General features: G+C 65.1%; 22 protein-coding genes. 14 read left to right on the top strand and 8 right to left on the bottom strand.

The window, feature by feature from the left end:
• Positions 1 to 26 precede the first annotated feature (26 nt).
• On the top strand, positions 27 to 1,622 hold the full coding sequence (murJ, locus tag ACTDI4_RS06375) for a murein biosynthesis integral membrane protein MurJ (RefSeq protein WP_442840341.1): 1,596 nt from the start codon (positions 27 to 29) through the stop codon (positions 1,620 to 1,622).
• On the opposite strand, the gene ACTDI4_RS06370 is transcribed toward murJ, so the two are convergent.
• A complete protein-coding gene (locus tag ACTDI4_RS06370) occupies positions 1,597 to 2,001 on the bottom strand; it encodes a type II toxin-antitoxin system VapC family toxin (protein WP_442840340.1) in 405 nt (134 codons plus the stop codon). The genes murJ and ACTDI4_RS06370 overlap by 26 nt on opposite strands.
• Positions 2,001 to 2,246 carry a type II toxin-antitoxin system VapB family antitoxin gene (locus tag ACTDI4_RS06365; protein WP_442840339.1) on the bottom strand — a complete coding sequence of 82 codons (246 nt, stop codon included), beginning with the start codon at positions 2,244 to 2,246 and terminating at the stop codon, positions 2,001 to 2,003. The genes ACTDI4_RS06370 and ACTDI4_RS06365 overlap by 1 nt, the downstream gene beginning before the upstream one ends.
• A 161-nt stretch (positions 2,247 to 2,407) precedes the next feature.
• Between ACTDI4_RS06365 and trpS the strand changes: the two genes are divergently transcribed.
• From trpS to ACTDI4_RS06350, 3 genes are all read left to right on the top strand, one after another.
• Positions 2,408 to 3,475, top strand: a complete 1,068-nt coding sequence (gene trpS, locus ACTDI4_RS06360; protein ID WP_442840338.1) for a tryptophan--tRNA ligase — start codon at positions 2,408 to 2,410, stop codon at positions 3,473 to 3,475.
• A 96-nt stretch (positions 3,476 to 3,571) separates the two neighbouring features.
• Positions 3,572 to 4,063 carry a universal stress protein gene (locus ACTDI4_RS06355; protein ID WP_442840337.1) on the top strand — a complete coding sequence of 164 codons (492 nt, stop codon included), beginning with the start codon at positions 3,572 to 3,574 and terminating at the stop codon, positions 4,061 to 4,063.
• A gap of 129 nt (positions 4,064 to 4,192) precedes the next feature.
• Positions 4,193 to 4,762 carry a NifU family protein gene (locus ACTDI4_RS06350; RefSeq protein WP_442840336.1) on the top strand — a complete coding sequence of 190 codons (570 nt, stop codon included), beginning with the start codon at positions 4,193 to 4,195 and terminating at the stop codon, positions 4,760 to 4,762.
• A gap of 110 nt (positions 4,763 to 4,872) precedes the next feature.
• Here the strand turns inward: ACTDI4_RS06350 and ACTDI4_RS06345 are convergent, their stop codons facing one another.
• Positions 4,873 to 5,487, bottom strand: a complete 615-nt coding sequence (locus tag ACTDI4_RS06345) for a L,D-transpeptidase (protein ID WP_442840335.1) — start codon at positions 5,485 to 5,487, stop codon at positions 4,873 to 4,875.
• A gap of 221 nt (positions 5,488 to 5,708) precedes the next feature.
• Here ACTDI4_RS06345 and cueR point away from each other — a divergent pair, with 221 nt between their 5' ends.
• Positions 5,709 to 6,107 carry a Cu(I)-responsive transcriptional regulator gene (cueR, locus tag ACTDI4_RS06340; RefSeq protein WP_442840334.1) on the top strand — a complete coding sequence of 133 codons (399 nt, stop codon included), beginning with the start codon at positions 5,709 to 5,711 and terminating at the stop codon, positions 6,105 to 6,107.
• Between the two features lie 14 nt (positions 6,108 to 6,121).
• On the opposite strand, the gene ACTDI4_RS06335 is transcribed toward cueR, so the two are convergent.
• The 5 genes from ACTDI4_RS06335 to hslV all read right to left on the bottom strand — a co-directional run bounded on the left by ACTDI4_RS06335 (position 6,122) and on the right by hslV (position 10,047).
• On the bottom strand, positions 6,122 to 6,343 hold the full coding sequence (locus tag ACTDI4_RS06335) for a DUF3329 domain-containing protein (protein ID WP_442840333.1): 222 nt from the start codon (positions 6,341 to 6,343) through the stop codon (positions 6,122 to 6,124).
• Positions 6,344 to 6,458: 115 nt separating this feature from the next.
• The gene (locus tag ACTDI4_RS06330) at positions 6,459 to 7,418 is read right to left on the bottom strand and encodes a DUF1402 family protein (RefSeq protein WP_442840332.1); all 960 of its coding nucleotides are present in this window, start codon (positions 7,416 to 7,418) and stop codon (positions 6,459 to 6,461) included.
• Positions 7,419 to 7,580: 162 nt separating this feature from the next.
• Positions 7,581 to 8,891: an ATP-dependent protease ATPase subunit HslU gene (gene hslU, locus ACTDI4_RS06325; RefSeq protein ID WP_442840331.1), complete on the bottom strand. Its 1,311-nt coding sequence runs from the start codon at positions 8,889 to 8,891 to the stop codon at positions 7,581 to 7,583.
• 15 nt (positions 8,892 to 8,906) lie between these two features.
• The gene (locus tag ACTDI4_RS06320; protein WP_442840330.1) at positions 8,907 to 9,506 is read right to left on the bottom strand and encodes a DUF2585 domain-containing protein; all 600 of its coding nucleotides are present in this window, start codon (positions 9,504 to 9,506) and stop codon (positions 8,907 to 8,909) included.
• On the bottom strand, positions 9,496 to 10,047 hold the full coding sequence (hslV, locus tag ACTDI4_RS06315) for an ATP-dependent protease subunit HslV (RefSeq protein WP_442840329.1): 552 nt from the start codon (positions 10,045 to 10,047) through the stop codon (positions 9,496 to 9,498). Before hslV ends, ACTDI4_RS06320 begins: the two co-directional genes overlap by 11 nt.
• 181 nt (positions 10,048 to 10,228) lie before the next feature.
• Here hslV and hisB point away from each other — a divergent pair, with 181 nt between their 5' ends.
• Genes hisB through coaA form a run of 9 tightly spaced genes read left to right on the top strand, consistent with a single transcriptional unit; the run spans position 10,229 to position 15,734 of the window.
• Complete coding sequence (gene hisB / locus ACTDI4_RS06310) at positions 10,229 to 10,828, top strand: imidazoleglycerol-phosphate dehydratase HisB (protein WP_442840328.1); 600 nt, start codon at positions 10,229 to 10,231, stop codon at positions 10,826 to 10,828.
• Positions 10,829 to 10,830: 2 nt separating this feature from the next.
• Positions 10,831 to 11,307 (top strand): DUF2628 domain-containing protein, encoded by a 477-nt coding sequence (locus tag ACTDI4_RS06305; RefSeq protein WP_442840327.1) that lies wholly within the window; start codon positions 10,831 to 10,833, stop codon positions 11,305 to 11,307.
• A 1-nt stretch (position 11,308) separates the two neighbouring features.
• Positions 11,309 to 11,959 carry an imidazole glycerol phosphate synthase subunit HisH gene (hisH, locus tag ACTDI4_RS06300; RefSeq protein ID WP_442840326.1) on the top strand — a complete coding sequence of 217 codons (651 nt, stop codon included), beginning with the start codon at positions 11,309 to 11,311 and terminating at the stop codon, positions 11,957 to 11,959.
• A 1-nt stretch (position 11,960) separates the two neighbouring features.
• Positions 11,961 to 12,257, top strand: a complete 297-nt coding sequence (locus ACTDI4_RS06295; protein WP_442840325.1) for a DUF1330 domain-containing protein — start codon at positions 11,961 to 11,963, stop codon at positions 12,255 to 12,257.
• A 4-nt stretch (positions 12,258 to 12,261) separates the two neighbouring features.
• The gene (gene hisA / locus ACTDI4_RS06290; RefSeq protein WP_442840324.1) at positions 12,262 to 13,017 is read left to right on the top strand and encodes a 1-(5-phosphoribosyl)-5-[(5-phosphoribosylamino)methylideneamino]imidazole-4-carboxamide isomerase; all 756 of its coding nucleotides are present in this window, start codon (positions 12,262 to 12,264) and stop codon (positions 13,015 to 13,017) included.
• A 4-nt stretch (positions 13,018 to 13,021) separates the two neighbouring features.
• Positions 13,022 to 13,585, top strand: coding sequence for a Uma2 family endonuclease (locus ACTDI4_RS06285; RefSeq protein WP_442840323.1), 564 nt, complete (start codon positions 13,022 to 13,024; stop codon positions 13,583 to 13,585).
• Positions 13,586 to 13,619: 34 nt separating this feature from the next.
• Positions 13,620 to 14,414 (top strand): imidazole glycerol phosphate synthase subunit HisF, encoded by a 795-nt coding sequence (gene hisF / locus ACTDI4_RS06280; protein ID WP_442840322.1) that lies wholly within the window; start codon positions 13,620 to 13,622, stop codon positions 14,412 to 14,414.
• 9 nt (positions 14,415 to 14,423) lie between these two features.
• Entirely contained in the window at positions 14,424 to 14,750 is a 327-nt protein-coding gene (locus tag ACTDI4_RS06275) for a phosphoribosyl-ATP diphosphatase (protein ID WP_442840321.1), read from the top strand.
• Between the two features lie 24 nt (positions 14,751 to 14,774).
• Positions 14,775 to 15,734, top strand: a complete 960-nt coding sequence (gene coaA / locus ACTDI4_RS06270; protein ID WP_442840320.1) for a type I pantothenate kinase — start codon at positions 14,775 to 14,777, stop codon at positions 15,732 to 15,734.
• Position 15,735: the final 1 nt, after the last annotated feature.

The raw sequence follows: 15,735 nt of genomic DNA, 5'->3' as shown, positions 1-15,735 counted from the left end.
CCCCCAAGGGGCAGGGAAGGAGAAGCATGAGCCTCGTCAAGAAATTCGCCACCGTGGCCTCCGGCACGCTGATGAGCCGCATCTTCGGCTTCACGCGCGAGATGCTGATGGCCGCGGCCCTGGGCACCGGGCCGATCGCGGACGCCTTCAACGCCGCCTTCCAGTTTCCCAACACCTTCCGCCGCCTGTTCGCCGAAGGCGCCTTCAACGCCGCCTTCGTGCCGCTGTTTTCCAAGGAGATCGAGGCCAACGGCACGGAAGGCGCCAAGCGCTTCTCCGAAGAAGTGTTCGGCGTGCTGTTCACCACGCTGCTGGCGCTCACCATCGTCATGGAACTGGCGATGCCGCTGATCGTGCGCTACGCGGTGGCGCCGGGCTTCGCCGATACGCCGGGCAAGTTCGACATCACGGTGCGGCTTGCCACCATCATGTTCCCCTATCTCATCTGCATGTCGCTGGCGGCGATGATGGCCGGCATGCTGAACTCGCTGCGCCGCTATTTCGCGGCGGCCATCGCGCCCGTTTTCCTGAACCTCATCCTCATCGCCGTGCTGGCCTATGCCTGGTATACACACCAGGATGCCCAATATGTCGGCTACGGCCTGGCCTGGGGCGTTCTGGCCGCAGGCGTGGTGCAACTCGCCATCGTCTGGATCGCCGTGCGGCATGCCGGCATCCGCATCGGCCTGCGCCGGCCGCGCCTGACTGCGAATGTGAAGCGGCTGCTGGTGCTGGCGCTGCCGGCGGCGATCACCGGCGGCATCACCCAGATCAACCAGCTCATCGGCACGGCCATCGCTTCGGGCCAGAACAGCGCCGTGTCGTCGCTCGCCTATGCCGACCGCATCTACCAGCTTCCGCTCGGCGTGGTCGGCGTGGCGGTGGCCATCGTGCTCCTGCCGGAACTGTCGCGGGCGCTGAAGGCGGGCAACATGGTGGAGGCCGCGCATCTGCAGAACCGCTCGGTGGAGTTCACCCTGTTCATCACGCTGCCGGCGGCGGCCGCACTGCTGACGATCTCCGAGCCGATCGTGAGGCTGCTCTACGAGCGCGGCGCCTTCGCCGCCAACAACTCGACGCCGACGGTGGCCGCGATCCTGGCGATATTCGGCCTCGGCCTTCCCGCCTTCGTGCTCATCAAGGCCTTCACCCCCGGCTACTTCGCCCGCGAGGACACCCGCACGCCGATGGTCTTCGCAGCCATCTCGGTGGCGGTGAATGTCGGCACCGCGCTCACGCTGTTTCCCTCCATGGGCGCGCCGGGCATCGCGGTGGCGTCGGCGATAGCGGGCTGGACGAACGCGCTGATGCTGCTGGCGGTGCTGATCCGGCGCGGCCACTGGGGGCGCGACGCGCCGCTGCTGAAGCGCATTCCGCGCCTGGTGCTGTCGTCGGCGCTGATGGCGGCCTTTCTCCACTATGGCGCCATCTGGTGCGCGCCATGGCTCGCCTCCGCGGCACCGCTGCTGACCAAGGCGGCGGCGCTGGCCGGACTTTCCACCGCCGGCGCGGCTTTCTACTTCGCGCTGGCCTTCGCCACCGGCGGCGCCGATGCGGGCATGGTGCGAAGGAACATCAGGCGGGGTGGGGCGCCGGCTACGGCACGGTCTCCAGATCTGTAAGCCGGAATTCGTCGGCCGTTGACAGCATCGGCACGCCATAATGACGTGCGCAGGCGTAGTGGAAGCAATCTGCAAGATTGAGGCGAACGGTGTTGTTGCGGAACCGGGCGGCCGCCTCGACGGAGAGTGCCGCAGCCTCCGACGCAGGCGGCAAATCGCGCAGTGCTATCGCCCGCTCGTCGATGAAACGCGTGACCAGCGCCGCACTGACCTGCACGGGCAGACCCAGTTTCTCAGAGCGGGCAAGCGCCATCGCCGTTTCCCACACGGCAATGGCGGAGGTAAACGGATCGGCTGCCGCCGCAATCGCTCCCGAACAGCGCGCGGCTTCCGGCTCGTCGCTCAGGATCGCGACAAGCGCGGCCGCATCGACGAACATCAACTCTCCCCCGACAATTCGTCATAGACACCGCGCGGCAGCGGTTCTCTGGCGCTCTCGCTCAGCTTGACGCCGAATTCCGCCCTCAGTCGCGCTGCCGTCTCGACCGGGCTCTCCGAGTTCCTGCGGCGCGCCAATGCCTCCTTCACAGCGATGACGACCGCTTCGGTGAGCCCGACGCCTTCCATCTGCGCCAGCGTCCGCGTCAACCTGTCGGCATCCTTGTTGGTGATGTTGATCGTCATGTTGATCCTCTGCATTCACATAATCAATCTACATGAAAATATCAACATGAGCCCATGGCCGCTCGGTTCCCTCTTGATCCGTATCCCGGCCTCGTCCATAAGCGCGCGTCCGAACTTTCGCCGCGCGCGAAACGGCCCTCCACAAGCCAAGGAACCCCGCCATGTCCGCCTTCAAGCCCCTCGTCTTCTCCGGCGTCCAGCCCACCGGCAACCTGCATCTCGGAAACTATCTCGGCGCCATCAAGAAATTCGTCGCCCTGCAGGAAACGTCCGACTGCATCTATTGCGTGGTCGACCTCCATTCGCTGACGGCACAGCTCGTCCACGACGACCTCAAGGACCAGACGCGCTCCATCACCGCCGCCTTCCTGGCCTCCGGCATCGACCCCAAGAAGCATATCGTCTTCAACCAGAGCCGGGTCATGCAGCATGCGGAACTGGCCTGGATCTTCAACTGCGTGGCGCGCATCGGCTGGATGAACCGCATGACGCAGTTCAAGGACAAGGCCGGCAAGGACCGCGAGAACGCCTCGCTCGGCCTGCTTGCCTATCCGAGCCTGATGGCGGCCGACATCCTGGTCTACCGCGCCACCCATGTGCCGGTGGGCGACGACCAGAAGCAGCATCTCGAACTGACCCGCGACATCGCACAGAAGTTCAACAACGACTTCTCGAACCGCATCGCCGAACTGGGTGTCGGCGTGGAGATGAAGGTGGGCGACGAGACGGTCAACGGCTTCTTCCCGCTCACCGAACCAGTGATCGGAGGGCCGGCGGCACGCATCATGAGCCTGCGCGACGGCTCCAAGAAGATGTCGAAGTCGGACCCTTCGGACCTGTCGCGCATCAATCTCACCGACGACGCCGACGCCATCGCCAGGAAGATCAAGAAAGCCAAGACCGATCCGGAAGCGCTGCCGAGCGAGCTCGACGGTCTCGCCGGGCGCCCCGAAGCGGAGAACCTCGTCGGCATCTATGCCGGCCTTGCCGAGACCTCCAAGGAGGCGGTGCTGAAGGAATTCGGCGGCCAGCAATTCTCCATCTTCAAGCCGGCCCTGGCGGACCTCGCCGTCGACAAGCTTGCGCCGGTCGCCGCCGAAATGCGCCGTATCTCGGCCGACCGTGCCTATGTCGACGCCGTGCTGAAGGATGGCGGCGAGCGGGCTGGCGCGCTGGCGGAAGCCACGATGCGGAGCGTGCGCGACATCATCGGGCTGCTGCAGGACTGAGCGCGCGACACCCAATCGCGGCCCGTTTCGCCAACGGGCTGCTTGCCGCCGCCCCGCGCGGGTGGCAGATTGCGAGCGAAAAACGGACAGGCAGACATGGTCTCCAAACGTCTCAGCCGCGAAGCGGGCCACCGCCGCAAGTTCCTGGCGATCATCGACGCCACGCCCGAATGCGAGCGCGCGGTCGCCTATGCCTCCAAGCGGGCGCAGAACACCGGCGGGGTGCTGGTGCTGCTCTACGTGATCGAGCCAGACGACTTCCAGCACTGGCTGGGCGTGGAGAAGATCATGCGCGAGGAGGCGAACGCCACCGCCCATGCAGCCCTGGACTCCTACGCCACCAAGGTGCGCCAGAAGGTGGGCATCGAACCCGAACTGGTGGTGCGCGAGGGCAAGCCGGTGGAGGAAATCCACAAACTGATCGAGGTCGACCAGGATATCGCCATCCTAGTGCTGGCCGCGGGTGCCGGCAAGGAAGGGCCCGGCCCGCTGGTGGCCTCGATCGCCGGCAAGGGCGCGGCCTTCCCCATCCCCGTGACCGTGGTGCCGCAGAACCTGTCGGACGACGAGATCGAGAGCCTCGCCTGAGCACCTTTGCCCAGGCTTCGGCTTGACCTGTAACCGGGCGGCGCCCATCGTCGCTTTTGCTTGAACAAGCCGCCGATCGAGCTTATTTAGAATTATTCCAGATTATCGCCTTCGGGCCCGGAGACTGCCATGTTCATCCAGACGGAAGCCACCCCAAATCCGGCGACGCTGAAGTTCTTGCCAGGCCGGGAGGTGCTGGTGGAAGGCACGGCCGACTTCCGCGACGCCGATACTGCCCGCACTGCCTCGCCGCTGGCTGCGCGGTTGTTCGACGTGCCCGGCGTCACCGGCGTGTTCTTCGGCTACGATTTCATCACCGTGACCAAGGACGACTCCGACTGGCAGCACCTGAAGCCGGCCATTCTCGGCGCCATCATGGAGCATTTCATGTCCGGCCAGCCGGTGATGGCCGAGGCCGGCCCGATATCCGAGCATGCCGAGGGCGAGGAATTCTACGACAAGGAAGACGAGGAGATCGTCATCACCATCAAGGAATTGCTCGACACCCGCGTGCGCCCGGCCGTGGCCCAGGACGGCGGAGACATCACCTTCCGCGGCTACGAGAACGGCGTGGTGTTCCTGCACATGAAGGGCGCCTGCGCCGGCTGCCCCTCTTCCACCGCCACGCTGAAGCACGGCATCCAGAACCTTCTGCGGCATTTCGTGCCGGAAGTGCAGCAGGTCGAGCAGGTCGCCTGACCCGAAGCCGCACGTTCCATCGCCGAAAAACAAAAAACCGGGCCATGGTGCCCGGTTTTCTGCGTGGGACGTCCGTGTTGCCTGGACGGTCCGCCTGAAAACGACAACGGTCACATGACGATGACCTTCGCGCCCACATCGGCGCGGTTGTAGAGGTCGATGATGTCCTGGTTCATCAAACGAATGCAGCCCGACGACATCGCCTTGCCGATCGAGGCCCATTCGGGCGTGCCGTGCAGCCGGTAGCCGGAATCGCCGCCTTTGTTGAAGAGATAAAGCGCCCGCGCGCCGAGCGGGTTGCTCAGCCCCGGACCCATGCCGCCGGCATATCTGGCGAGCTCCGGCTGGCGCTTGATCATGGCGGATGGCGGCGTCCAGGTCGGCCATTCGCGCTTCAGCGCGACGCGCGCAGTGCCGCGCCATTCGAAACCCTCGCGGCCGACGCCGATGCCGTAGCGCACGGCCTTGCCGTCTGGCATCACGTAGTAGAGGAATTTCTCCGACGTATCGACGATGATGGTGCCGGGCTTTTCCTTGGTGTCATAGCGCACGATCTGGCGGTGATATTTCGCCGGCACTTTGGAGATCGGAATGCGCGGCACCTGATAGCCGGAGTCGGACACCGGACCGTAGCTGTCGGAGAAGAAGCGGGTACCGTCGACAGTGCTGCACCCGGCCAGCGCCGCCGCCATAACCGCTGCAAGCAAGACCGATTTCATCCGCATGAAGGCCGTTCCTCGCCTGTTACCTACGCAACCCACGCCCGAGCCGCATTTTCGCCACTATTCATGGTGGCATTTGCTTTGCTTGCCAAGCACAGGATGCCTATATCCTTTTGCGCGAATGCGCTAAGCGGCCCGCTATTGCATTTCGGCAACAGCAGCCATGGAATAATGAAGCAAAATCAACGCAGACAGCCGCCCCTCGGGGCGATGCGGAGGCGAGCATGAATGTCGGAGATGCGGCCCGGTATTCCGGACTTCCGGCCAAGACCATACGCTACTACGAGGAAATCGGCCTGATAGCCCCGAATCGCGCCGGCAACGGATATCGCGACTATTCGGACGACGATATCCATCGGCTGACCTTCCTCAGGCGCGCACGCACCCTCGGCTTCTCCATCGACGATTGCCGGCAGTTGATGGCGCTGTACCAGGACCGCACCCGCGCCAGCCAGGACGTGCGCGCCATCGCCTCGGCCCATGTCGCAGCTATCGAGGAGAAGATCCGCGAGTTGCAATCGATGCGCGGAACGCTCCAGAAGCTCATCCACGCCTGCCATGGCGACAAGCGGCCGGATTGCCCGATCCTGGAAGAGATGGCCGGCAGCGAGACAGTGAACTGATCGCGAAAAAGAGGTCAGCCCGTTTTGTCGTCAGACGCGCCGGGGCCATCGTCGGCCCCGCCGGAGCCATAGAGATAAAGATATTGCCAGGCGCCGTAGCCGCCCATGGCAAGCGCGATCATGCCCCACATGGGAGAGCCGCTCGCGAGTTCCAGCGCCGCCCAGACGAAACAGACCGCTACGAGCGCCACGCGCCGCCACAAGGGGCGCAGGAAGGGATGGTCACGGTCTTTCATCTTCTTTTCAGCCTCCGCCAAGCGGAGCCTGCATTCCACCCCGCGGTCCGCTTATGCCGCTTCGCGGGCGCGAATGGCAAGCCGTCTCCCGGCCCCGGGATAAGAAGCGGGGTCCTCAGAACAGGGCCTTCAGTTCGGCCAGCTTTTCGTTGACCAGCCAGCCGTAATAATTCTCCTGCGGCAGCTTCTCCGGCTCGCCGGCGGCCCGGCGGCCGTCGTTTTCGCGTTTCAGCGCCCTGGCGCGCACTTCCGGATCGCCGATATTATAGAGCGTGGCGGTAAGGCCGGGGTTGCCGGAAATGTCGAAGCCGGCAATGTCACGATAGGCGTCGATGGATTTGCGGATGGTCGCGGCCACGTAGGGCAATGTCAGGTCGGGGTCCATGATGGTCTTGTAGACCGCGCCCGGGTCCGACACGTCGAGCCTGGGCAGACCGGAAATCTTGTGCACCATGTCGCTCATCTGCAGCGCGGTGAGCGGGTTGAGCTGCCCCAGCCCGAAGGTCTGGCCGGCGTAGTAGGGCTGGAAGAAAACGGCCCCGAAGCGGTTGTCGGGGAAACCCGTGCCGTCGACAGTCCGCCCGCGGAAATCGCGGTTCCACACCTTCTCGCGGCATTCCCACAGGTCGTAACTGTCCTTTTCGCCCCGGCAGCCGGCGAATTGCGGCCGCTGGACGAAATCCGACACGCTCTCGCCCTTGTAGGCGAAGGTCAGCCGGCTGGTCAGATAGGCGATCGCCTTGACATAGTAGGTCTGGAGCCGGTCGTAGGCGTCGACATTGTAGGTGTGCTCGCCGACGATGGCGCCCACCATGTGGATAGGGTCGATATGGTAGGCGGCGGCCGTCTGCCTGATCTTGGCGCGCAGGCGGGCGTCGTTCTGGAACAGCGCATAGATCTTGCGGTACTTGGCCTGGAAGGTGGTGTTGGTGGCCTGGGTGCGCCGCGACGAGGCACCGGGAATGGGCGGCTGCTCGGCGTTGCGATTGCCGGGCGGCACGGGCGTGACGGCCCCGGCAGGCAGAGCCGTCGCCGCCAGCACGAGGCAGACCATGATGAGGAACCGATTCTTCATGCGCCGCCGCATGCCCGCAGAGTTTTCAACGCCGCGCAACCTAGGGAAAGCGCGGGGCCAAGTCGAGCACTTCGTTGCACTGCGATACCAAAGACGGGGCAAAAGGCGCGCAAATGCTTCCATTCCGCCACATCTGCCCCGCCAATGGAGGTCGACGCCCCGCTAGAGGATGAAACGCGACAGATCCGTGTTCCGCGACAGGTCGCCGACATGCTTCTGCACATAGGCGGCGTCGACGGTGATGGTGGAGCCGTTGCGGTCGGGCGCCTCGTATGAAATTTCGTCCAGAACGCGCTCCATCACCGTCTGCAGGCGTCGCGCGCCGATGTTCTCGACGCTTGCGTTGAGGTCCACGGCGATGCCGGCAAGCGAATCGATGGCGTCGTCGGTGAATTCCAGCGTCACGCCTTCGGTCGCCATCAGCGCCACATATTGCTTGATGAGGCTGGCTTCGGTCTCGGTCAGGATGCGGACGAAATCCTCCTTCTCCAGCGCGCGCAACTCCACGCGGATCGGCAGGCGGCCCTGCAATTCCGGCAGCAGGTCGGACGGCTTGGACACATGGAACGCGCCTGAGGCGATGAACAGGATGTGGTCCGTCTTCACCGGCCCGTATTTGGTCGCCACCGTCGTGCCTTCCACCAGCGGCAGCAGGTCGCGCTGCACGCCCTCGCGCGAGGGGCCGCCGGAAATGTCGGAGCGGGCGGCGATCTTGTCGATCTCGTCGAGGAAGACGATGCCGTCGTCGGCCGCCGATTCCAGCGCGCGCCGCACCACCTCGTCCTGGTCGAGCAGCTTGTCGGATTCGTCGGCGATCAACAGGTCGTAGGATTCCTTCACCGTCGTCTTGCGCATCTTGGTGCGCTTGCCGCCCATGGCCTTTTGCAGCATGTCGTTGATGTTGAGCACGCCGATATTGGCGCCGGGCATGCCGGGAATCTCGAAGCCGGGCATGCCGCCGCTGCCGGTGTCGGCCACCTCGACCTCGATTTCCTTGTCGTCCAGTTCACCGTCGCGCAACTTCTTGCGGAACGAGTCGCGCGTGGCGGGGCTGGCCGTCTTGCCCACGAGCGCCTCCAGCACCCGCTCCTCGGCGTTGAGATGGGCGCGCGCCTTCACGTCCTCGCGCATCTTCTCGCGCACGAGCACGATGGCCACCTCGACCAGGTCGCGCACGATCTGCTCGACATCGCGGCCGACATAGCCGACCTCGGTGAACTTGGTGGCCTCGACCTTCACGAAAGGCGCCTGGGCGAGCTTGGCCAGGCGTCGCGAAATCTCGGTCTTGCCGACGCCGGTGGGGCCGATCATCAGGATGTTCTTCGGCATCACCTCCTCGCGCATCTGGCCGTCGAGCTGCTGGCGGCGCCAGCGGTTGCGCAGCGCAATCGCCACGGCGCGCTTGGCGTCCTTCTGGCCGATGATGAAGCGGTCGAGTTCGGAAACGATCTCGCGGGGGGAAAAATTGCTCATATCACCAAAATCCACTTACTGAATTGCGCCCTGCCACTGCCGGATGGATTCGAACGGATGCAGCAGCATGATCACGTTGAGGGTCAGATTGTCCCGGATGACGATGCCGGTACCGATTTCGAAGACGATGGCGAGCGCTGCCGTTGCCCATATAGGAAGCCTGCGCGCCATCACAAAGCCCAGCACCATGGCCAGCGTGTCCGACACCGAATTGATGATGGAATCGCCGTAATAGTCGAGCGAGATGGTGCCGGCGCGGTAGCGCTCGATGATGAAGGGGCTGTTCTCCAGGATCTCCCAGCCGCCCTCGATCAGCATGGCGAAGGCGAGCCGGAACCAGACCGACCGGCGCGGAAAAAGCCACCACCCGAGCGCGTAGAACAGGAAGCCGTGGATGATGTGGGAGGGCGTATACCAGTCGGCGATGTGCTGGGAATTCTCCGAGCTCTGCACCACGCCCTGCCATAGCTTTACGTAGCCGCAGGTGCAGATCGGCGGATGGCCCTGCATGTAGAGCACCAGCGCCTGCACCGCCAGCAGCGCGACGACGATCGCCAGCCCGCCGCGCCATGTCAGGCGCCTCGCCGGTGCCACGGCCGCGCCGTCAGGCGGCATCGATGGTTTCGACCACGAAATTGTGGTTGGTGTAGACGCAGATGTCGGCGGCGATCTCCATCGCCTTGCGGGCGATCTCCTCGGCGTCCTTGTCGGTGTCCATCAGGGCGCGCGCTGCGGCCAGCGCATAGTTGCCGCCGGAGCCGATCGCCATCACGCCGTGTTCCGGCTCCAATACGTCGCCGGTACCGGTCAGCGCCAGTGAAACGGACTTGTCGGCCACCAGCATCATGGCCTCCAGCCGTCGCAGATAGCGGTCGGTGCGCCAGTCCTTGGCCAGTTCCACGCAGGCGCGGGTCAACTGGTCGGGATATTGCTCCAGCTTGGCCTCCAGCCGCTCCAGCAGCGTGAAGGCGTCCGCCGTAGCGCCGGCGAAACCGGCGATCACGCTGCCCCCCTTGCCGATGCGGCGAACCTTCCTGGCATTGCCCTTCATGATTGTCTGGCCGAGGCTGACCTGTCCGTCGCCGGCGATGACGACCTTGCCGCCCTTGCGCACGGTCACGATGGTGGTGGCATGCATGGTCAATTCATTGGACATATATCGCTCCGATATCGCGCCGTCCCCATCAGGCAACAGGCGCTTTACGAGTTGTGCTGGAGGCATATGTATGCCGCGGCGGCGCGATTGCAAACGGCGGATCGCAACTGGCAATCGCCCCATCATGCTGCTAGAAGGCAGCGGTTTTCAAAGCCGAGTCCGAGGGAGTGAGAAACAGGCCATGGCAGAGCGTTCCGCCGAGGTGAGCCGCAAGACCAACGAGACGGACATTTCGGTTTCCGTTCATGTCGACGGCACCGGCAAGTCGGACATCGCCACCGGCGTCGGCTTCTTCGACCACATGCTCGACCAGCTTTCGCGCCATTCCCTGATCGACATGACTGTGCGCGCCAAGGGCGACCTGCACATCGACGACCATCACACCGTGGAGGATACCGGCATCGTGCTCGGCCAGGCGCTCGCCAGGGCGCTGGGCGAGCGGCGCGGCATCATGCGCTACGCCTCGCTGGACCTGGCCATGGACGAGACGCTGACGCGCGCGGCAATCGACGTGTCCGGGCGGCCCTTCCTGGTCTGGGACGTCGCCTTCACGGCGCCGAAGATCGGCACCTTCGACACCGAGCTGGTGCGCGAATTCTTCCAGGCATTCTCGCAGCATGCCGGCATCACGCTGCACGTGACCAACCACTACGGCGCCAACAGCCACCATATCGCCGAGACCTGCTTCAAGGCGGTGGCGCGCGCCTTGCGCACAGCCGTCGAGCGCGACCCGCGCCAGCCGGATGCCGTGCCGTCCACCAAGGGCTCCCTGAAGGGGTAGAAATGGCCGCCTACGTCGTCATGCAACCGCCGGGCGCCGCCCATTCGACAGGCGAGGCCGTGCTGGTTCGCGACGCCTTCTCGTGGCTGGCCTTCCTGGTGCCGCCGCTCTGGCTTTTGTGGCACAGGCTGTGGCTCGCTGCCGCGGCAGCCGCGATCCTGCTTGGCGCGCTTTCGCTGCTCGGCGAGACCGTCGGCTTCGGCCTGACCGCGCCGCTGGCCTCTCTGGCCGTCGCGCTCTGGTTCGGGCTGGAGGGCCAGGGGCTTAGGATCGCCGCCCTGCGCCGCCGCGGCTGGCGCGAATGGGGCGTTGTGCAGGCCGAAAACCGCGACGAGGCCGAGTTGCGCTACGGGCTGGAGGCCGAGCCTGCCACCCCGCAAACCCCGGCCCCGCATCGAATCGTCCCCGATCCCGCGCACGCCCGACCCTCGCCGGCGGGCCTCGTGCTCGGCCTGCCGCCGCTTTCCGGAAAGCACTGACATGCGCGTCGCCCTCATCGACTACGGTTCCGGCAATCTGCGCTCGGCCGTGAAGGCCTTCGAACGCGCGGCGCGCGAGGCCGGCATCGGCGCCGAGATCGAACTGACGGCCGATGCGGAACGCGTCGCCAGTGCAGACCGCATCGTGCTGCCCGGCGTCGGCGCCTATGCCGACTGCGCCGCCGGGCTGCACGCCGTCGACGGCATGTGGGAAGCGGTGGAGGACGCCGCCATCGCGAGAGGCCGCCCCTTTCTCGGCATCTGCGTCGGCATGCAGCTCATGTCCGAGCGCGGGCTGGAAAAGACCGTGACGAAGGGCTTCGGCTGGATTGGCGGCGACGTGAAGGAGATCACGCCGGCCGACCCATCGCTGAAGGTGCCGCAGATCGGCTGGAACACCATTAACCTCGAGCGCGAGCACCCGCTGTTTGCCGGCATCCCGACCGGTCCGGATGGCCTGCACGCCTATTTCGTCCATTCCTACCATCTCGACGCTCGCCGTCCGGACGAGGTGCTGGCCATGACCGACTATGGCGGGCCGGTGACGGCCGCCGTGGCGCGGGACAATCTTGCCGGCACGCAGTTCCACCCCGAAAAGAGCCAGGCGCTGGGACTGGCGCTCATCGCCAATTTTTTGAGATGGAAGCCGTGACATGAGCGGGACGAAAAAAGGCTACTGGATGGCGATGGTCGATGTGCGCGATCCGGACGCCTACCGGAAATATATCGAGCTGAACGGCGCTGCCTTCTCCAAATATGGCGCGAAGTTCCTGGTGCGCGCCGGCCGCTTCGAAAACCCCGAGGGGCCGACCGGCAACCGCCATGTCGTCATCGAGTTCCCTTCCTACGAGACGGCGCTGGCCTGCTACGGCTCGCCCGAATACCAGGAAGCTTTGAAGCACCGGCTGGCCGCCTCGACCGGCCATGTCGTCATCGTGGAAGGCGCCTGACAGCATGATCCTTTTCCCCGCCATCGACCTCAAGGACGGCAGGTGCGTGCGCCTCAAGCTCGGCGACATGGCCACCGCCACCGTCTACAACGACGATCCGGCCGCCCAGGCGCGCGCCTTCGAGGAACAGGGCTTCTCCTGGCTGCATGTCGTGGACCTCAACGGCGCCTTCGAGGGCCAAAGCGTCAACGGCACGGCGGTGGAGACCATCCTCAAGGCGACGAGGAACCCGGTGCAGCTCGGCGGCGGCATCCGCACGCTGGCCCATATCGAAAGCTGGCTGGAGAAGGGGCTGGCGCGCGTCATTCTCGGCACCGTGGCGGTGCGCGACCCCGGACTGGTCAGACAGGCCTGCAGGCTCTTCCCCGGCAAGGTCGCCGTGGGCATCGACGCCAGGGGCGGCAAGGTGGCGGTGGAAGGCTGGGCGGAAGCTTCGGAACTCGGCGTGATCGAGCTGGCGCAGAAATTCGAGGGCGCCGGCGTGGCCGCCATCATCTACACCGACATCGACCGCGACGGCGTGCTTTCCGGCATCAACTGGGAATCGACCATCGAGCTGGCCGATGCCGTCTCCATTCCCGTCATCGCCTCCGGCGGGCTGGCCTCGGTGGCCGACATCGTGCGCATGACCATGCCCGACGCGGCAAAGCTCGAAGGCGCCATCTCCGGCCGCGCGCTCTATGACGGGCGCATCGACCCGGCCGAGGCGCTGGCGATCCTGCGCGGCGTTTCAAAACCGCCGCGCGGCATGCTAGACTAGGTTCATGAACCTGCAGACGAAATATCCGACCACGGCGGACGAATTCCTGCGCTGGAACGAAGGGCGGGAAGGAAAGTGCGACTTCGTTGCCGGGAGGGTCATGGATATGATGGTGCGGGTCTCGAAATGTCACGCGATCCTGTCGGGCAACCTCCTGGCTCTGCTAAAGGCCCGGCTTCCCATGCCGCCCTATGTGGTGACCTCTGCCGATTTCGGCGTGAAGACCGCTGCGAGCGTGCGTTACCCGGACGTGATGGTGGACGGCGCGCCCGGCGAGGGCCAGGATCTCGCCGCCACCGCGCCGGTTCTGATCGCGGAGATATTGTCACCTTCGACGATGGCGATCGATTTCGGACCGAAGGCCGACGAGTACCGAACGATCGATACGCTGCGGCACTATCTCGTTCTGGCGCAGGACGAGCCGCGCGTCTGGCTGTGGTCGAGAAACGCAGACGGAAGCTGGAGCAGCCCGCAGATGATCGCCGAACCCGGCGAGACGCTGATCCTGCCGGGACTGGATATTGCGATCCCGCTCGCCGATCTCTATGCCGGCATCGTCCGGTCCTGACATCCTGTCCATACCCTAGCAAAAGAAGCTGCAATTGACCCTGAAAGCTCGCGTCATTCCCTGCCTCGACGTAAAAGGCGGCCGCGTCGTCAAGGGCGTCAACTTCGTCGACCTGGTCGATGCCGGCGATCCGGTCGAGGCCGCGCGCGCCTATGACGCCGCCGGCGCCGACGAATTGTGCTTCCTCGACATCACCGCCTCCTCCGACAACCGCGAGACCATCTTCGACGTGGTGGCGCGCACCGCCGAGCAGTGCTTCATGCCGCTGACCGTAGGCGGCGGGGTGCGCCAGGTGTCCGACATCCGCAAGCTGCTTCTGGCCGGCGCCGACAAGGTGTCGATCAACACGGCCGCGGTGAAGAACCCGGATTTCGTGGCCGAGGCGGCGGACAAGTTCGGCAACCAGTGCATCGTAGTGGCCATCGACGCCAAGAAGGTCTCGCAGGCCGGCGAGGCCGACCGCTGGGAGATATTCACCCATGGCGGGCGCGAGAAGACCGGCATCGACGCGGTGGAGTTCGCGCAACGCGTGGTCTCCCTCGGCGCGGGCGAGATCCTGCTCACTTCGATGGACCGCGACGGCACCAAGGCCGGCTACGACATCGCGCTGACGCGCGCGGTGGCGGACGCCGTGCGCGCGCCGGTGATCGCCTCTGGCGGCGTCGGCACGCTCGACCATCTCGTCGAAGGCATTCGCGACGGCCACGCCGCGGCGGTGCTTGCCGCCTCCATCTTCCATTTCGGCACCTATTCGATTGCCGAAGCCAAACGGTATATGGCGCAGGCCGGGCTGCCGATGCGACTCGACAGCGGGCCGCAACGGCCGTAAACGGCGCAAATGAGCACATTTTCCCTTTCCGATCTGGAGGCCACCATCGCCGAGCGCGCCCGTTCGGGCGATCCTGGCTCGTGGACGGCGAAGCTGTTTTCGCGCGGAATCGACAAGGCGGCGCAAAAGCTCGGCGAAGAAGCGGTCGAAACCGTCATCGCCGCGGTGCACGGCGACCGCCAGGCGCTGATTTCCGAGAGCGCCGATCTTGTCTACCATTGGCTGGTGGTGCTCGCCATTTCCGGCGTGCCGCTGGCCGAGGTTCTGGGCGAACTGGAACGCCGCACGACACAGTCGGGCATCGCGGAAAAGGCTTCGCGGCAAACGCCCGCCTGAGCCGGGCGCAGGAGAGGAAACTCGATGGATCAGCTCGCTCCCGCCGAGAAGTATTCCCCCTATCTGTTCTTTTCGGCCGACGAATGGGCGCAATTCCGCGCCGATACGCCGATGACGCTGGCCGAAAACGAAATCGACCGGTTGCGCTCGCTTAACGACCCGGTCGACCTGGAAGAGGTCACGCGCATCTATCTCTCCATGTCGCGCCTGCTTTCCGCCCATGTGGAATCCAGCCAGTTGCTGTTTCGGCAGCGGCAGGCCTTCTTCAAGAAGGAGCGCGTGGTCAAGACGCCCTATATCATAGGCATCGCCGGGTCGGTCGCGGTCGGCAAGTTGACCACGGCGCGCGTTTTGAAGGAACTGCTCGCGCGCTGGCCCTCCACTCCCAAGGTGGATCTGGTGACAACGGACGGCTTCCTGCTGCCCAACGAGATTCTGCGCCGTGAAAACCTGATGGAACGCAAGGGCTTCCCCGACAGCTACGATGTCGGCGCGCTGCTGCGCTTCCTGTCCGGCATCAAGTCAGGCGAGCGCGACGTGCGCGCGCCGCTCTACTCCCACCTGACCTACGACGTCATGCCGGGCGAATTCGTGACCATCGATCGGCCGGACATCCTCATCTTCGAGGGGCTCAACGTGCTGCAGCCGCGCAACCTGCCGGCCGACGGCAAGTTCGTGCCCTTCCTGTCCGACTTCTTCGACTTCTCCATCTATATCGACGCCGACGAGAAGCTCATCCACGACTGGTACATCGCCCGCTTCATGCGCCTGCGCGAGACCGCCTTCCGCAACCCGGACTCCTTCTTCCACCGCTACTCCCAGCTTTCCGAGGCGGCCGCCATCGCCATCGCCGAGGGACTGTGGACCAACATCAACCTGAAGAACCTGCGCGAGAACATCCTGCCGACGCGGCCTCGCGCCGACCTTATCCTGCGCAAGGGCGCCGACCATCTGGTCGAGGAAGTCGCGCTGCGGAAGCTGTAGC

Source organism: Mesorhizobium sp. PUT5, assembly GCF_052216645.1.
In the GTDB taxonomy this organism is placed as follows: domain Bacteria; phylum Pseudomonadota; class Alphaproteobacteria; order Rhizobiales; family Rhizobiaceae; genus Mesorhizobium.
The sequence above is the reverse complement of the archived record's forward strand: the minus strand, read 5'-3'. Positions and strand labels throughout refer to the sequence as shown.

What these genes read in the sequence shown, in the direction of transcription:
- murJ (WP_442840341.1), top strand. Translation starts at nt 27, where the DNA reads ATGAGCCTCGTCAAGAAATTCGCCACCGTGGCCTCCGGCACGCTGATG.
- ACTDI4_RS06350 (WP_442840336.1), top strand. Translation starts at nt 4,193, where the DNA reads ATGTTCATCCAGACGGAAGCCACCCCAAATCCGGCGACGCTGAAGTTC.
- hisH (WP_442840326.1), top strand. Translation starts at nt 11,309, where the DNA reads ATGCGCGTCGCCCTCATCGACTACGGTTCCGGCAATCTGCGCTCGGCC.
- coaA (WP_442840320.1), top strand. Translation starts at nt 14,775, where the DNA reads ATGGATCAGCTCGCTCCCGCCGAGAAGTATTCCCCCTATCTGTTCTTT.
- ACTDI4_RS06365 (WP_442840339.1), bottom strand. Translation starts at nt 2,246, where the DNA reads ATGACGATCAACATCACCAACAAGGATGCCGACAGGTTGACGCGGACG.
- ACTDI4_RS06335 (WP_442840333.1), bottom strand. Translation starts at nt 6,343, where the DNA reads ATGAAAGACCGTGACCATCCCTTCCTGCGCCCCTTGTGGCGGCGCGTG.
- hslU (WP_442840331.1), bottom strand. Translation starts at nt 8,891, where the DNA reads ATGAGCAATTTTTCCCCCCGCGAGATCGTTTCCGAACTCGACCGCTTC.
- hslV (WP_442840329.1), bottom strand. Translation starts at nt 10,047, where the DNA reads ATGTCCAATGAATTGACCATGCATGCCACCACCATCGTGACCGTGCGC.
- cueR (WP_442840334.1), top strand. Translation starts at nt 5,709, where the DNA reads ATGAATGTCGGAGATGCGGCCCGGTATTCCGGACTTCCGGCCAAGACC.
- hisA (WP_442840324.1), top strand. Translation starts at nt 12,262, where the DNA reads ATGATCCTTTTCCCCGCCATCGACCTCAAGGACGGCAGGTGCGTGCGC.
- hisB (WP_442840328.1), top strand. Translation starts at nt 10,229, where the DNA reads ATGGCAGAGCGTTCCGCCGAGGTGAGCCGCAAGACCAACGAGACGGAC.
- ACTDI4_RS06370 (WP_442840340.1), bottom strand. Translation starts at nt 2,001, where the DNA reads ATGTTCGTCGATGCGGCCGCGCTTGTCGCGATCCTGAGCGACGAGCCG.
- ACTDI4_RS06275 (WP_442840321.1), top strand. Translation starts at nt 14,424, where the DNA reads ATGAGCACATTTTCCCTTTCCGATCTGGAGGCCACCATCGCCGAGCGC.
- trpS (WP_442840338.1), top strand. Translation starts at nt 2,408, where the DNA reads ATGTCCGCCTTCAAGCCCCTCGTCTTCTCCGGCGTCCAGCCCACCGGC.
- ACTDI4_RS06345 (WP_442840335.1), bottom strand. Translation starts at nt 5,487, where the DNA reads ATGCGGATGAAATCGGTCTTGCTTGCAGCGGTTATGGCGGCGGCGCTG.
- ACTDI4_RS06320 (WP_442840330.1), bottom strand. Translation starts at nt 9,506, where the DNA reads ATGCCGCCTGACGGCGCGGCCGTGGCACCGGCGAGGCGCCTGACATGG.
- ACTDI4_RS06295 (WP_442840325.1), top strand. Translation starts at nt 11,961, where the DNA reads ATGAGCGGGACGAAAAAAGGCTACTGGATGGCGATGGTCGATGTGCGC.
- ACTDI4_RS06355 (WP_442840337.1), top strand. Translation starts at nt 3,572, where the DNA reads ATGGTCTCCAAACGTCTCAGCCGCGAAGCGGGCCACCGCCGCAAGTTC.
- ACTDI4_RS06285 (WP_442840323.1), top strand. Translation starts at nt 13,022, where the DNA reads ATGAACCTGCAGACGAAATATCCGACCACGGCGGACGAATTCCTGCGC.
- ACTDI4_RS06330 (WP_442840332.1), bottom strand. Translation starts at nt 7,418, where the DNA reads ATGAAGAATCGGTTCCTCATCATGGTCTGCCTCGTGCTGGCGGCGACG.
- ACTDI4_RS06305 (WP_442840327.1), top strand. Translation starts at nt 10,831, where the DNA reads ATGGCCGCCTACGTCGTCATGCAACCGCCGGGCGCCGCCCATTCGACA.